Raw genomic sequence first — 16,168 nt, 5'->3', positions numbered from 1 at the left:
GTAGACAAGGAGAGGGCGTACCGTGATGGCTGCCCTCTCCTCCTTGCCTGTACCTCAATTTGGGATGACTCTTGTTATTGATTATTCGATGGTAATCGTCGAGATCACATCCCCCTGTCGAATGTTGCGCACGACATCCATACCGGAGGTAACGTCGCCGAAGATGGTGTAGTTGGGCGGCAGGTTGGGCTGATCTTCCAGGCAGATGAAGAACTGGCTGCCATTGGTATTGGGGCCCGCGTTGGCCATTGCCACCGTTCCCGCCCGGTATTGGCGTTTGACCGGCTCGTCTTTGAACTGATAGCCCGGGCCGCCTCTACCGGTTCCGGTGGGATCGCCGCCCTGGATGACGAAACCGGGCACGACGCGATGGAACTTCACGTTATCGTAAAACCCATCGCGCGCCAGGGTTACGAAATTATTCACCGTCATAGGCGCCTCAGCCGGATTCAATTGCAGGTGAATATCGCCCTTATTGGTTTTAATGGTTGCCGAATAGGTTCTGTTCGTCTCAATTTGCATCTCTGGTGGCGCATTGTAACGCTTCGCTGGCATATCTACTTTCCTTTCCGTTCTGCTCTAATGAATTTTTCCAATCGAATCGGGGAATATCCCTCGTCCTGTAGGGACAGCGCCTGGTGCCTGTCCTGACCGGGGCGCGATAATGGAGTTTGACAAACTACTCTGGTAATGGACGCGGGGCCGATAAATCGGCGGTGGGCGCGGTGAACCGGCCCCTACGGGTAGGGGACCAGTTCACGGGTACGTTACCGGGTTAATTTGTCAAAGTGCATAATCTGACCCCTACGGAGCCTGAACAACGATTACGTGTTCCAGGACATCCGGTTTAATGTTTTTCGTGGACGGGTCATCGCCAGGACCCTGAATCTTCTGGGCGATATTCAATCCCTGTACGACTCGCCCAAAAAGATTATACGACTTTGCCAGCAACTTCGAGTCATCTCCCGTGCAGATGAAGAACTGGCTACCGTTGGTATTGGGGCCAGCATTTGCCATGGCCACGCAGCCCGCGGTATATGATCCCAACACAGGTTCGTCTTTAAATTTATAGCCCGGGCCGCCTGTACCCGTGCCAGTTGGGTCGCCGGTCTGGATGATATGGATGCCATTGCCGGTCTGGATGACGCGGTGGAAGACCATCCCATCATAAAAATGATGCTCGGCCAGGAAGACAAAGTTATTTACCGTTACCGGCGCGTACTGCGGATCAAGTTCCAGCACAATCAGGCCGCGATTGGTATTGAGTCCCACGCAGTAAAACTTATTGACATTGATCGACATAGCCGGAGCCTTCGAATAGGTATGCTGCGTATTCTTGAATGCGGTCGCGCTGGGTCCAGGCGCTGTATCGGTTATTTGTTTGATGATAGTCGAACTGACACAGGGAGATGGATTCGGCAACTTCAGGTTGGGTTTGACCACGGCATGATGGTTCGAGGCAGGAAGCGCGAACGGCCCGACGTGATAGAAGTAGATGGTCCAGATACCTAAGCCAATAATCAAGATCGTCAGGATGGTGGCCCCCCAGGGATAGCGGGCGATGCCGCGCGCAGGCGGTTTATAGCCGGGCGCTCGCCTGGGCGCCTCTTTCACCTGCAATTTTGGCAGTTCCGTAGCATGAGCTTTTGCGATTCTGGCCGCCTTTCTGGTGGCCGCGCGTTTGGTAGTTTTTGGCATGGGGTCGGCATGACTCCTTCGTAATGTGAATAGCTATGACAAGACGGTGGCCCCCAACCAATAATTCCAGAACGATCAATACGTATCTCTTATCTCTATACGGCGGGTGCCCAACAGCTAAATTTCTCCGTGCTATAATAACGCTCTTGCGCTGTTGGGTCAAGCCCCACTGCTTGATTTTTTATCGTTCTGAACAGAAGTACATGCTCACCAGCCGGAAGCTCATGAGCTGCGAACTGACCTGGTAGCGCCCGGCAAGCGCCAGGGTCGCGGCATTATCATCGTAATCGACAGGCATTTTCAATCCCTTCAGATCATGTTCGAGAAAAGGAGTTGGCACCAGCAGCTCCGCGGCAAACGTGCTGGCCTCGCATTCTAACGACTCAACCGGCGAGAGCGCGGGCAGGGGGTGTAAGGGCAGCGAAAAGTGGCGGTCGATATGGCTGCCGGTATGATGGTGCAGTTCGAGGTGCCCCAACTCGTGCGCGATGGCAAAGCGCTGGCGCGTAAGGGAGTGCAGGCGGTTTACACCGATCACCGTATGACCATCTTCCCATAAGAGCAGGCTTGCCAGTTGCCCCTCGTATGGCACGTAGCGAATCTGAACGCCGCACAGTTCGGCCAATTGCTCAACAGGAACCGGTGGCTCAGAAATATGGCCCGCCTGCAGCAATCTCGTGACAGCCTTATTGATGCGTTCGCTATTCTTCTTCCAGATCATAAGGGTTACATTCTGCTCCTATCATGATGCGATGCTGGTCTGCTCTGGATTGCGCAGCCATTGCAGGTGCGATGAAATGATCGCATTGCGCTCCGCCTCGTTTTGTGAGGTGACATGGCCGAACTGCGCCAGGCTGCGTGTATTGCGACGCACCAGGTAGCCGCGCCCGGGGGGTAGATCGCTCAGTCGCACCCCCAGTAGTGGTGGATCGTTAGCGTCTCCGCCCAGCACAACACCCATGCGGCAGGCCCTGACCTGCTGGAGCAGCATATCGCTGCGGCCCAGGTCTGCCGGCGTGCCCGCGATGATGATGTGCAGGTGCAAATCGCGCGCTTGCAGCAAGAACTCTTTCAAATCGTTGAGCGGGTTTTTCGTCAGGATACCGAGTTGATCGTAATCATCGATCATCAACAGCAGAGGCGGCATGGGTACATCCGGCAATTCATCATTGTCTTCCTGTTGCTCTTCTAATGCCTGGCGCAGGCGGGCCATACGCACGCGCAATTCGGCCTTCAATGCATCTATCGCCTCGCCTAAGCGCTCCTCGTTATCGGCATACATCCAGATATTGGGCAGGCGGCGGAAGAGCCGCGAGGTACGCCGGAAATCGACGAGGATAACACGCGCTTCGCTGCACGAAGGAGTGCTTGCCAGCACCATCAGAAAGGCCTGCAAGATCCCCGTGCGCCCGCTGCCCGGGCCACCGCCTACCAGCATATGCGGGGTATCAGCATTTAATTCGACCGCGATTGGCTGCAAAGAGAGATCCTCGATACCGATACGCAGGCGAATCGAGCACGAGGTTGGCGCCAGCGGGTTGCTGAACGCCGCCTCAATCAAAAAGTCGTCGATGCGCACATAATCCGGCAATAGCCGGATTGGCGGCGCTGCCTGCCCATCGGCCTCACCTGCGATAGCAGTGACGAGTTCCTCAAGCCGGCGCGCCTGCTCATCATCCTCCTCACCGGCCACCGGTAGAGCAATCTGAACCTCTTCGCTGGCCTTGCCACGCTTATATCCCCGCCCGGGATTACCGGGGTCGATGTGGGCAGCATCATGTTTGTTCAGCAGGATAAGCGAATCGGTCAGTTCCACCAGTCGCAAGCCGATGCGCAAATCGATCAGACTCAACAGTTGCGATGGCAGCGCCACGGGCCGGTCGATACTCAACACCAGGTAAACACCATAGGTACGGCCAAAACGCGCGATTGAGAGCAGCAAATCCATTTCTTTGTCATATGCCTGCCGGAACTCGATGAACTTATCGATTACCAGCATCACCGCCGGCAATTCTGGCAGCGATTCGTCCTCAAGACGGCGGCGCTGGTAGGCCAGGAAATCGTCGATCTGGCGTTCCCTGAAGATATTCTTGCGCTCATCAATCGTCCCTTGCAGCTTGCGCAACAAACGGCGAATATACTCCTCATCGGATTCGCCGAAAATCCCACCAACATGTGGCAGTTTCTCGAAGACCCGCAGCGCCTGCCCGCCAAAATCGATCAGGTAGAAATGCAGCTGCGCCGGGGTGTGCGTCTGCGCCAGCGATGTAATCAGGGTGCGCAAAAAGACGCTTTTGCCGCTGCCGGAGGCGCCTGCTATCAATACATGTCCCCCCTGGCGTGGCATATCGAGCCACAAAATCTCTTGCCGCTGCTCCACCGGGCGATCCACCAGACCTACCGGAAATACCAGCCAGCCAAAGGAAGGCGTAGATGCAAACATACCATCCATGCTTGAGGGCGGAGCCAGCTTCCCCACACCACGTCCGCCTCTACCCCCGCCCCTACTGGTATCTGCTTGAATTCGATGGTAGAGCTCGGGCAAGGTGATACGCTGGGGCAATGGCGCGGGCCAGGGGCGGAAAAGTTGCCTGCTCAGCGCCTCACGGAAAGGTTTCATCAACTCGCTGAGCACATGTTGATCGGTTACTTCTTCACCGGCGACTGCTGTTTGTGCCGCCAGCATCGCTACATCAGAGAGACGCGCCGGAAGCGAGATGCGGGCGCTCTGGAACAATTCGAAGATTTCGGAGCCGATCTGGAAGTAGGCGCGTCCTGGAATTGTGCTTGGAAGTAGCGCCGCTTCCGAACGGCCCAGCATATCGCGGCTATCTTGCAAGGAGGCCACGCGCAGGCAGATGCGGAACTTCAGGTTGGACCAGATATTGGGATTCACTGCGCCTGTTGGCTTCTGGGTCGCCAGGATCAGGTGTACTCCCAGGCTGCGCCCCTTTTGCACCACGCTGACCAGCCCATCCATGAAAGTGGGATGCTCTTTAGCCAGTTCCGCGAATTCGTCAATGATAATAAACAGGTTGGGTAGAGGCTCCAGGGAGGACGGGTCGGCGGCGCGCATGGCCTGGTATTGAGCGATGTTCCTGGCGTTGGCCTCGTTCAGCAGGTGTTCGCGCCGTCTCAATTCGCTCTTGAGAGCGATGAGCGCGCGTTCGGTCAGCCTGCCACTCAGATCGGTGACCATGCCTACGGTATGCGGCAACTGTTCAAACGCTTTGAACGCCGCTCCACCCTTGAAGTCGACCAGCACGAAGTTTACCAGGTGCGGGTGATGGGTAACTGCCAGGCCCATAATCAACGATTGCAGCAGTTCACTCTTGCCCGCTCCGGTCGTACCGGCGATGATGCCATGCGGCCCGTGCGCGTTTTCGTTGAAATCGATCCAGATAATACCTTTAGACCCTATCCCCAGTGGAACGCGCAGGCGGCCAAAAGGCGGCGACTTCCACCATTCCTCGATGTTGTGGCGATCAGCGTAGGGGATGCCCAGCAGGTCGAGCAGTCGCACGTTCGTTGGCAAATCGGCGTCTTCGCCCTCTATCGCCACGTGTAGCGGCGCAAGGGCGCGAGCAATTTTGCTTGCCATTGCCAGTTCCATGATATCTGGCTTCACCTGCTCCAGCGTCTCTCCCGCAAAACCGGCGGCGGCGTAGGACAGGTGCTGCTCATCGTGCAGGCGTATAACTCCCCGGCACTCACCCGGCACATCCTGCTCACCGGCCACCAGGTAGATCACCGAGACTCCCAGCTGCTCGCCCAGTTTGAATGCATGCGTCAGGGCAGGGTGCTTGCGCACCTCGATATAGTCATGCACAATTACGACGAGATGTGGCAAGGGTGAAACTGGCGCGCCGGAAGCAGCGGCCTCGCCCTCGTTGCCTTTAGAGGCGCGCTGGCTCAATTCCTCGAGCAGCACGTTCAACAGTTCCTCCGCGTCTTCCTGCCCGGTCGCGAATAGTCGCTCCTGCTTGCCCGCTTTTAACGGCATCGTATGCGGCAACTCCTTCATCCACTCCCAGTCCTGCTTTTGCGAGGTGGGAAAGACGCCGAAAATGCGCACATCCTCTGGCGCGTGCAGCGTCGCAATCTGGCAGACAAACCCACGCGCAAAATCGGCCACCGTTTGCCTCTGTCCGGTGATACCAAGCGACTTCACCTTTGTCAACGAGACACAGCACGGCATATCCTGCACGACATTGAAGTCGAGGCCGAGCTTCTGCACCTCTGGCAGCAGCGGATCGGTGAGATCCATTTCTGGCAATTGCAGTTCCATCGAAAACGGCTGCGCGCCCCTGCCAACGCGCACTGCCAGGAAGTCGGGGTCTTCAGGACGGCGCTCCCACAGGTGATTTTGCTCCTTAATGCGCGTCTCGAGTTCCGCCGGGTCAGGGTCTTTGAGCAAGGCAACCGTCCGCTGCTCGTTCGCTTTCTCTAGCAACGCTGCTCGCAGTGTGGCCAGCGTCTTGCGGTAGAGCTTCTCATTCCGTTTCCACGCGCGCTTGACGGCTCTCTTTTTTGCCAGGGCGGTCAGCAATGTGGCCAGCGGGGTCATGATAGAAAAAACGGCGATAGGCAGCAGAAAGACCAGCTGTTGTGTAGAGCCATGATCGGCATAGATATAGATGCCAATCAGCATTACAACCATCAGCATTGGCAGCAGCAGGGAGAGTATGCCCGGCATGGCAGGCATACTCTCCCTTGCCGGCGGAGCAGGAATGGCGATTTTCCCCTGCGGCGGCGATATCCAGATGCGTGGAGGCCGGTTGAAGGCCTGGCGAGCTTGCGCACCCGTTTTGTTCTCGACTGGCTGCATATATAAACATCCCCTTGCTCGGATTGAGAAATCAGATGATTCACCAATGACCGATGACGGTTTTTCACAACGTATTCAGGCAACGGACGCGGGGCCGATGAATCGGCGGTGTGTACGGTATGCCTGTCCCCCAGACAGGACTGCCTGGCCCCTACGGAGGTGCCCGTACACATCGCCGATTCATCGGCCCCCGGATGGTCAACTTTGATTTTTACTACTCACTAGAGAAAATTCGGCAGCACCCTGTACCAGAACAGGTGCCAGAAGTCCCCAGGGAGACAAAAGTAATTACCGGTCATCACAAATGAAGGCCAAAAAAGGGAATTTTTGACGTTTCCCTGTGGATAAGCTTGTGGATAACCCTGGGGATAAGTGCGGATAACTTGATCTTTTCGGTGGATAAGTAGAGGAAAAGTGAGAGTTATGTCATCCTACCGGGGGATGTTACGCACAAACGGAAGAGAAACATATCCACATATCCACAAGGAACATACGCCGCTTGCTCATTGATTTCAGGGCAAAGATTCGCTACACTGAAGAGGCACACACATTTAGCAAGCCCGAAAACCCATTGGGGACATAAGGGAGAGAGAGATTTTGCCCCCAAAAATAGGGAGCGAGCACAGTTCATCGAACTTTTGTGCTATAATCGGCTTGGGAGAGCATCACGAAAATCTGACCTATTTTTCTGGAGTGTCGAGACCGTGGAGAAGCTGTTACCGCAAAACATAGAGGCCGAGGCCGGTGTACTCGGTAGCATTATCATAGACCCTGAGGCTATCGTGCAGGTGTCGGATTTCCTGCGGTCCGAGGATTTCTATCGTGATGCTCACCGTACCATCTATGAGGTGATTCTCCGGCTATATGAAGAACATTCGCCTGCCGATTTCATCACCATTTGTGATGAGTTAGAGCGCCTGAATAAGCTCGAGGAGGTGGGAGGAGCCAGCTATATCACATCGCTGGTCAACCAGGTGCCGACGAGCGGCAATGTCGAATACTACGGGCGCATCGTAGAGCGCACCTCTATTTTACGCCGCCTGATCCACGCCGCCGGTCAGATTGCCGCCATCGCTTATGAAGAGGGCGATGCCGATGTCGCCCTGGACAAGGCCGAGCAACTGATTTTCGAAATCAGCCAGGGTCATGCCCGCACGGACTTCTCGCACGTGCGCGACGTGCTTTCCGACTATATGAATAAGCTGGACCAGTTGCATGAAAGGCGCGGAACCATAGTTGGCGTTCCCACCGGTTTCACCGACCTTGACCGCTTGACGGGAGGCTTGCAGAAGTCGGATTTGATTGTGCTGGCCGCGAGGCCTGGAGTCGGTAAATCTAGCCTGGCCTTGAGCCTGGCGCACAATGCCGCCATCAAGCATCAAATCTCCATTGCCATTTTTAGCCTTGAGATGAGTAAGGAGCAGCTGGCGCAGCGCCTGCTGTCGATGGATGCATCGATAGACCAGCAGCGCCTGCGCACGGGCTGGATCGAGGAAGACGAGTGGGAACGCATCGTGTATGCCGTGGATACGCTTTCGGAGGCCAACATCTGGATCGATGACACGGCGGGTATCTCCACGATGGAGATGCGCAGCAAGGCACGGCGCTTGCAGGCCGAGCATGGCGTCGACCTGATAATCGTGGATTACTTGCAACTGATGCAGGCGACAATTGGCGGCAAGCGCAACGAGAACCGCGTGCAGGAGATTTCGGAGATCAGTCGCAGCCTGAAAGGTCTGGCGCGCGAGCTGAACATACCGATCCTGGCGCTGGCGCAATTATCGCGCGCGGTGGAGAGCAGGCAATCGAAGGTACCGCAATTGTCAGATTTGAGAGAATCCGGATCAATCGAGCAAGACTCGGATATCGTCATGTTTATTTATCGCGACGACGTGTATAACCCTGAATCTGAACGCAAAAATATTGCCGATATTATTATCGCAAAACATCGCAATGGACCGGTTGGGGAGATCAGTCTATTCTTTCAAGCAAGCCAGACGCGCTTTCGCGACCTGGAACTCAATTCAGCAGCGGAATAATTGGACGTATTATCATGACACAATTTGCCGGATTCCCTTCGGGGAAAAATCCATATGTGCCGGTGCCGGAAGTCTTCTTTACCGTTCTGGCGCCGGAGATCGAGGATACAGCTGAACTGAAGGTGACGCTGCACCTCTTCTGGCTGCTGGCACAAAAGCAGGGCAACCCGCGCTGCGTCAGCGACCGCGAATTGATGGCCGACAAAATATTGCTGCGCAGCCTCAAACGCAAGGGAGATCCGCGTCCAGCGGAGGAACGCCTGCGCCAGGGATTGGAGGCGGCAGTTGCGCGCGGCACCATTTTGCGGATACACTTAAAACTATTGAGTGAAAGCAACGACCAGGAAGAAATCATTGGCTGGTATTTCTTCAACACGGCCCGCAGCCGCAAAGTGGTAGCGGAGCTGCAAGGAGGTGAGATTGTGCCCGCCAGCCTGCTGGATATTGAAAGGGAGCCGCAGGTCGAGCAGGAAACGGCGGTAGTTCAAATAGGCAAATCGACAGTTTCAAGAAATTATGGCGCAAAGCAGCATATACAGGTACAAATTGAGCGCCCCAATATATTTGTATTATACGAGCAGAATATCGGTTTACTCTCTCCTTTGATCGCGGATGAACTGCAGGATGCTGCCGACCATTATCCGGCAGATTGGATCGAAGCGGCATTTCGCGAGGCTGTACAACATAATAAGCGCAAATGGAGTTATATTCGCGCCATTCTGAGGCGCTGGGAAACGGAGGGCAGGCAAGCATGGAACGCCTGAACGAAATCTTAGCAAAAACAACACATCCACGCACACAAAATGGGGAACAACCACCGGCTTCCCCCGCACCCTCACAAGGCCAGCGCCCCGGAGCGCCGCCGCGCCGTCCCATACGCGAGCAGACTGCTCGCCTGGGACCGCTTTCACGTACGCCCCGCCCGCGCGAATCGTACCAGGAATCAGCTACTTCAAGGGACAGGATGGAGATAGAAGCAGGCCGTTCCTGGTCGCTCCAACAGGAGCAGCCGCGAACATCGTATTCTCCCTATTCCCGGCAGCGCGCATTAACGAGTGAAGCGGATGGAATAGCGCCCTACCAGCAGCAGGCATCTCACGCGGCATACGATGTCCAGCGTTCATCCCCCAGAACGGATGGAGCAAGGTCGCTACAAGATGAGCAGTTCGTTCCAGGCAGGAATCAGGGCTACTCGTATAGAATCCAGGCAGATGTGCAGGATGAGTGGGAAGATGATACGGCGGATATGCGTTACGGCGATTGGGAAAACGATGCCAATGACGAAGCGTTGCCGCCGCTGCCACGCGATGCCAGCGTAACCGCGCAGATCGTTCCTGCTAGCAGCAGGGCGGCGGCCAGAATAGTGCAAACCTTTCCAGAGGGCGCCCGTCAACTCGTAACGCGAGAGTTGCGTTCGCTGCCTGATGCGGAGCCACCCTTGCCGGTGCAGCGCTCGCAATATACCACGCGCGACCTGCGCGAAGTTCAAATGCAGATGGGAAATGTTCCCGCGTCGCCCTCGTTCGCGGAAGAACCGCGGCGTTCGCACCGTTTTACGCAGCCGCTGAATCAGCAACGTCTCGCGCGTTTGAGCCAGCATATCTCGGCGGATGGCTCCCGCGTGTCCCAACCTGCGCATCAAGGGGCCTTACCGGAGCCGGCAACTCCACTTATTCCCGCGCCCTACACGCCGGGAGGGGGAGTATGCCCGGTCTGCAAGGGCGCGGGATATTTGCGGGCCGATGTTCCTTATGGGCACCCCAATTTCGGCAAACCCATTGCCTGTAAGTGCAAGGAGATCGAACGCAAAGAGAAGCGGCGACGCCAGTTGCAAGATATATCCAATCTTGGCGATCTGCGCGATAAGACTTTCCAGAACTTCCGGCCCAACGTTTCGCGTTCAGTGCAGGTGGCCTATCAAATCGCGCTGGAATACGCGCGCAATCCCGACGGCTGGCTGGTGTTGATCGGCAAGGTAGGTTGTGGCAAGACGCACCTGGCGGCTGCCATCGCCAATCAAAGTCTCGAGGATGGCGCGGTCGTTCTCTTCAAGACGGTCAGCGACCTGCTCGATCACCTGCGCACGACCTATATGCCCAACGCAACCGAGGTCTATGACCATCTCTTTTCTAAGATGCGCGAAGCGGAATTGCTCGTCCTCGATGATCTGGGAGCGCAGCAAAGCTCGCCCTGGGCCAACGAGAAGCTCTTCCAGTTGTTCAACTACCGCTACAACTCGCGCTTCCCGACCGTCATCACGACCAACAACGCTGGCCTGCAAGGCATCGATGAGCGCATCCGTTCGCGTATGATGGATACCAGCCTGGTAACAACCGTCACTTTTGATGGGGCATACGATTATCGGCTGCGCAATCCTCGCAGGGAGTAGGAGCGACCTCCTGTGGTCCTCTTCTGAAACTGTCGTTTTCATGATGGGTGGTGTACTACATGAAGGTCTTGACAGGGAGGATTTTTGCCTGGCAGCACCCCAGAAGCGTATCATTGACCCGCAGACCTGTCATTCTGGATGTTCTCCCTCCAGAGGTCAGGGAATATAATCCAGAAGCGTATCATTGACCCGCAGGCATGTCATTCTGAGCGCAGCGAAGAATCCGCGTACCGGCAGAGATTCTTCGCTGCGCTCAGAATGACATGCCCTGGAGATGCAGCAAAAAACCTACCCGTGTAAGCCCTTGTGGTCACCCGCCGATTCTGGGGTTAGCAGACTTTCCTTGCGAGTGCCAAATCACAGGTATATTTCTTGCGTTTGCTCGTTGTAGGTGCTATCATAACGGTACATGGCCCTACAATGTAGGGTTCCTCTGCACATGAGATACTGTTTTTACTATAGTTAGCTGTAAGCAACATATCTCAATCAGGGCAGCAAGGAAGGACCATCGTCCATTCCCTGTAGAGATAAAAAGGAGCTAAAATGGGTGCTGTTTTTAACCCAAGAGATCCCAAATGGGTCAAAGAAACTCGTGAAATTTTGGAGCCACGAGGAATTGTGATCCCGAACGTGATTGAATCCACCCCTCGTGGTGAGCGCGGCATGGACATCTATTCGCGCCTGCTGAAGGAGCGCATCATCTTCATCGGAACGCCTATTGATGATAACGTCGCCAACTTAACCGTCGCGCAGTTGTTGTTCCTGCAGAGCGAGGATGCCACCAAGGATATCAACCTGTACATCAACTCGCCCGGTGGCGTAATCTACGCCGGCCTTGCCATTTATGATACGATGCAATGGTTAAAGCCGGATGTATCGACGGTATGTGTTGGTATGGCCATGAGTATGGGAGCCGTTCTGCTGGCCGCCGGTGCCGCCGGTAAGCGTTTCTGTCTGCCCAATTCGACTGTGCTGATCCACCAGCCGCTTGGTGGCGCGGAAGGTCAGGCCGCCGATATCGAGATCACCGCTCGCGAAATCCTGCGCCTGCGCCGCAGCATTTACGACATCCTGGCCCGTCACACCGGCCAGACCATGGAGCGTATCCAGCAGGATGCCGACCGTAACTACTTCCTCACCGCTCAGCAGGCAGTAGAGTACGGACTCGTAGACGAGGTGCTTTCTCAGGAAGAGGCCAGCTCGCGCTAATCCTTCAAAGCAACGTATGGTATAGAACCTGGAGTTGGGCCGATCATGAGTTTTGACAACTTACTCCGGCAACCAGCCTGATGAATCGGCCCCGCGCCGTAGGGGCCGATTCATCGCGCCCACCGCCGATTGATCGGCCCCGCGTCCTTTGCCGGAGTAGTTTGTGAAAAACCATCATCGCATCCGCCGCTGGTGATGAAATTTCACGATCAAAACCGGTTATCCGAGTGGTTCTAGTCGTGCCATTCTGAGCGGTTCTAGTCGTGTCATTCTGAGTGGTTCTGGTCGTGCCATTCTGAGCGCAGCGAAGAATCCCGATGGGCCTGGACGCAGATTCTTCGCTGCGCTCAGAATGGCACGACCAGGGGGAACTTCCCGACTGTGCTAATAAAAATTCATTATCGGCCCTGATCCCAGGTTCCATACCTCGTGTTGAGCGTGAAATGTAGACTATGAAGAGGAGAGGGCATTTGCCTGAAAGACCTGTTCAAGCTCTCGCCGGACGCACCATTCGCTGTATTTTGTTCGACTTTGGAGATACGCTCTGGTTTCGTGGAGACGCGCGCACCTGGGAGCTTCTGGAAATGAGGGCCAATCAGCGTGCCGTTGCGATACTGCGCGAGCATGTCGAGCCGGCATACCTGCCGGCGCTTGATGACCTGGCCCTGGGGCAGCGCCTGCGCGAGGCATTCAATGAACAGGTACGTGCCGTCATTCAAAGCAACCCGGGGCTTGAGGCCAATGGCCCGCAAGTCGTTCTTCAGACGCTGCGTGCCTGGGGCATCCATGCCCCTAACGAGGCACTTGGTGAGGCTATTTTTGAAGCCCTGCGCGTCCGCATTCCAGAATCCCGCCCGCTTTTCCAGGACACGCACTCGACCCTTGAAACCTTGCAGCAGCGGGGCTTCGCGCTTGGTGTCGCCAGCAACCGCCTGTGGGGTGGCCGGCCATTTCATGAAGACGTGCAATCGCTAGGCCTCTTCAAGTATTTCGATCCGCGAGCTGTGGCAATTTCGGCCGATCTTGGCGTTCGCAAACCCAATCCTGCCATCTTCTTCCATGCCTTAAACGCCCTCCGTATTCCGCCGCGGGAGGCAGCCATGGTGGGCGACTCCCTGCGCGCCGATATCGTTGGCGCGTTGAGCCTGGGAATGTTCGCCATCTGGAAACCCAAACGGATACTGTATAGCCGGGTCAAAGCACACATGCAAGCTCCATCATATCCATCTAGCGACGCTCAGACTCTCAATCCGGCTCCGCCAGAACCGGGAACGCAGATGGGAGGGGCTGTAGCAGGCACAAGGCCATCAGGAATGCATGTCACCGACGATGACTACATGCTGGCACAGTTAAAAAGCCGCGATTCCCTCGACCAATTCTTCAGCGGCGAAATTAAACCCGACCTGGTGATCGAGCATTTGAGCGAGCTACTGGACGTGTTCCAGGAGGTAGGCAAGCAATGACGCCTCGCCTGCGAAAAATACTCTTCGAGACACTGTACAAAAACAAATACCTGTATCGTTTTGCCAGTACCGTCCCATTTGCCGGTCAATGGCGCGTCTGGCAGCGCCTGGTGCTGCCGCGCATACATGGTCATGATGTGCTGGAGTTGGGCTGTGGTTTGGGAGACCTGCTCGCGGATATGACTCTTGCCGGCTATCATTGCCAGGCCGTCGAGCAATCGCTGCCCATGGTCAAGGCGGCACGGCAAACGATGCAGCGGCGGGCGCCGGGAGAAAAAGCCTGGATTATTCATGGCTCGGCCCGACATCTGCCTTTCTCCGATGAATCTTTCGATACCGTGATCAGCACGTTCCCCTCGGAATATATCTATGATCCCGATACGATTGCCGAAGTGGAGCGCGTGCTGCGCCCGGGCGGGCGCCTGATCGTGGTGGAGGGCGCCAATCTCCTGCCGGTAGGCTTTTTTCAACCACTGCTTGTCCTGCTACAAATGCTTGTCTACGGCCCGGCAGCAGTCTTTGGCCCGCGCAAACGTCGCAATCTGGACGAAGAAGTGCAGCGCAGTTCCAGCGCCGGCAATTCCGAATATGGCACCATGTTTACCAACCATGATACAGGCTATACCACCGATGTGCTTGAGGACGCCTGGTTCGGCCAGCATATCCCACTCGAGCAGAACGGGCTACGCCGCCGCTCGGAGCGCGTGCGCAGCCGTCGCTGGGAAGTCTATATCACGATTGGCGAGAAGCCTGACTAACTGAACGCCAGTGTTGTCTGCCCTTCCATCTCTTGAAAAAACAGGTACGCCTCTTCCAGTGTAGGCTCTGTTGGACTGGCCTTAGGATGTGGCCTGCCGGGTGCCACCACGCGCATCTCGATGTTGCCGTTGCGCGGAATTGCGCTGCTTACACGATATTGAGCGCGCAAGGCATTGAATTCGGCCTGAGAAACGGTTAATGCCCAGGTGGCTCCGGCGGCATCGGTGAGCAACGCTTCAGGCGTCCCCGTCCAGATCAGGCGCCCGCGGTTGAGCAGGGCAAGCCGGGTCGCGGTGGCCTCGATGTCGCTTATGATATGAGTCGAGAAGATGACTGTGCGTTCTCCCTCCAATGAGGCGAGCGTTTCGCGAAAACTGACGCGCTCGGCTGGATCAAGTCCAGATGTTGGCTCGTCGAGGATGAGCAGGCGTGGTTCATTGAGCAGAGCCTGGGCAATGCCGACGCGGCGTACCATGCCACCGGAGAATGTCTTTAGCCGCCGGTCCGCGTCTGTTTCTAGATGAACTGTCGCCAGAACTGCCTCAACGCGCCGTTGCAGGTGCGAGCCACGCAGACCTTTCAGCTCACCGATATAGCGCAAGAACGCGCGTGCGGTCAGTTGAGGATATACTCCAAAATCCTGAGGAACATAGCCCAGAACGCGGCGAAGTTGCTCGAGATGGCGCACAATATCCTGGCCATCCCAGGTAATATGGCCCTGAGTAGGCAGCAGCAGCGTGGCCAGCATTTTGAGCAGCGTTGTTTTGCCTGCGCCATTTGGCCCAACCAGGCCCAGAACCCCGGCCTCCATACGCAGGGAGACATCGCGCAGGGCCCAGTGTTTGCGTTCGTAGCATTTGCTGACTGTGTCGATAAAAAGATGCGACATAGCGTATTTCCTCCCTTTCGTTATGCATTGCGACGCGAGCGTTGGACGCCCAGCATGGTGATGTAGAGCAGGACAGCTGCCAGCCCCAGGAAGAACAGGCGATTCCACAGCAGGTTATCCAGCAGGGCTGCCGGCGGCACTTCGGTACGCGCCAGGGGCATGATCTTCTGGATAAACTGGGGCAGCGGAATGGGAGCGGGGCTTCCTCCTGGATAATGCTGAATCCAGAAGTCTACGGCCGGACTTGAGCTATATAAAAAGCTTGTGGCGCTGATATCGAAGAATACCGCGGGATTAAGAGAAGCTGTGAAAACAGGGATGAGCCAGGTCAGGAGCGTGACAATGTACGCAGCCACGCGGTTGCCACGAGTCAGCGTGATGGTCGCGAAAATAAATGCTGCCCCGAAGATCACCGGAACCAGCATGACCCAGACCCAGCCAAGCAGGTATACCTGGACGCCAAGCGATGGATACACGACCGGAGAAAGAAAGAGTACCTGCCGCGGCACGTTATAAAACTGATCGGTGAGCATAGCGGCCAGCAGGCTGAGGCCGGTGAGTGCGAGTAGCGAGAGCAGCGCCGCGCTGTATTTTGCCAGAACGTAGATTGTGGTCATAACCGGCGTGCTGAATATCACGCCGTCCAGCCGTCGCTCGCGGTCGCGGTTTATCTGATTGCCGGTGCTGAAGGTCAGGATGAGCGCGAGAAACATCCCAACAGTAACGATCTGTCCCCAGATTCCCCAGGGCTGGTTGCGGTTATTGTCGGCGGCCAGCACGCCGATAAGAATTATTGCCAGGGCGATCAACCAGGTCGTCCAGCTGCGCCAGAAGAGGTAGAGTTCGAGTTTCATAACGGTCCAGAAGCTGCGCATTGAGAAATCCTTTCATCAA

12 protein-coding genes are annotated in these 16,168 nt (G+C 56.1%); 6 read left to right on the top strand and 6 right to left on the bottom strand.

Annotation, left to right across the window (positions count from 1 at the left end):
- Nucleotides 1-81: 81 nt before the first annotated feature.
- The 4 genes from VFA09_00235 to eccCb form a co-directional block, all read right to left on the bottom strand.
- A complete protein-coding gene (locus tag VFA09_00235) occupies nt 82-555 on the bottom strand; it encodes a peptidylprolyl isomerase (protein ID HZU65676.1) in 474 nt (157 codons plus the stop codon).
- Nucleotides 556-804: 249 nt separating this feature from the next.
- Nucleotides 805-1,698: a peptidylprolyl isomerase gene (locus VFA09_00230; GenBank protein ID HZU65675.1), complete on the bottom strand. Its 894-nt coding sequence runs from the start codon at nt 1,696-1,698 to the stop codon at nt 805-807.
- Between the two features lie 181 nt (nt 1,699-1,879).
- Nucleotides 1,880-2,419: an ImmA/IrrE family metallo-endopeptidase gene (locus VFA09_00225; GenBank protein ID HZU65674.1), complete on the bottom strand. Its 540-nt coding sequence runs from the start codon at nt 2,417-2,419 to the stop codon at nt 1,880-1,882.
- A gap of 21 nt (nt 2,420-2,440) precedes the next feature.
- Nucleotides 2,441-6,526, bottom strand: coding sequence for a type VII secretion protein EccCb (gene eccCb / locus VFA09_00220; GenBank protein HZU65673.1), 4,086 nt, complete (start codon nt 6,524-6,526; stop codon nt 2,441-2,443).
- A 704-nt stretch (nt 6,527-7,230) separates the two neighbouring features.
- On the opposite strand from eccCb, the gene dnaB reads away from it, so the two are divergent.
- From dnaB to VFA09_00190, 6 genes are all read left to right on the top strand, one after another.
- The gene (dnaB, locus tag VFA09_00215) at nt 7,231-8,565 is read left to right on the top strand and encodes a replicative DNA helicase (protein HZU65672.1); all 1,335 of its coding nucleotides are present in this window, start codon (nt 7,231-7,233) and stop codon (nt 8,563-8,565) included.
- Nucleotides 8,566-8,579: 14 nt separating this feature from the next.
- Nucleotides 8,580-9,329: a DnaD domain protein gene (locus tag VFA09_00210; protein HZU65671.1), complete on the top strand. Its 750-nt coding sequence runs from the start codon at nt 8,580-8,582 to the stop codon at nt 9,327-9,329.
- Nucleotides 9,317-10,954 (top strand): ATP-binding protein, encoded by a 1,638-nt coding sequence (locus tag VFA09_00205; protein ID HZU65670.1) that lies wholly within the window; start codon nt 9,317-9,319, stop codon nt 10,952-10,954. Before VFA09_00210 ends, VFA09_00205 begins: the two co-directional genes overlap by 13 nt.
- A gap of 543 nt (nt 10,955-11,497) precedes the next feature.
- Entirely contained in the window at nt 11,498-12,163 is a 666-nt protein-coding gene (gene clpP / locus VFA09_00200) for an ATP-dependent Clp endopeptidase proteolytic subunit ClpP (protein ID HZU65669.1), read from the top strand.
- Between the two features lie 470 nt (nt 12,164-12,633).
- Nucleotides 12,634-13,626: an HAD family hydrolase gene (locus VFA09_00195; protein ID HZU65668.1), complete on the top strand. Its 993-nt coding sequence runs from the start codon at nt 12,634-12,636 to the stop codon at nt 13,624-13,626.
- Entirely contained in the window at nt 13,623-14,384 is a 762-nt protein-coding gene (locus VFA09_00190) for a class I SAM-dependent methyltransferase (protein ID HZU65667.1), read from the top strand. Before VFA09_00195 ends, VFA09_00190 begins: the two co-directional genes overlap by 4 nt.
- Here the strand turns inward: VFA09_00190 and VFA09_00185 are convergent.
- Both VFA09_00185 and VFA09_00180 read right to left on the bottom strand, forming a co-directional pair.
- Entirely contained in the window at nt 14,381-15,274 is an 894-nt protein-coding gene (locus tag VFA09_00185) for an ATP-binding cassette domain-containing protein (GenBank protein HZU65666.1), read from the bottom strand. The two genes, VFA09_00190 and VFA09_00185, sit on opposite strands and share 4 nt — an antisense overlap.
- A gap of 20 nt (nt 15,275-15,294) precedes the next feature.
- Nucleotides 15,295-16,149, bottom strand: a complete 855-nt coding sequence (locus VFA09_00180; protein ID HZU65665.1) for a hypothetical protein — start codon at nt 16,147-16,149, stop codon at nt 15,295-15,297.
- Between the last annotated feature and the right edge of the window lie 19 nt (nt 16,150-16,168).

The sequence above is a fragment of the Ktedonobacteraceae bacterium genome (assembly GCA_035653615.1).
Lineage (GTDB): Bacteria > Chloroflexota > Ktedonobacteria > Ktedonobacterales > Ktedonobacteraceae > DASRBN01.
The sequence above is the reverse complement of the archived record's forward strand: the minus strand, read 5'-3'. Positions and strand labels throughout refer to the sequence as shown.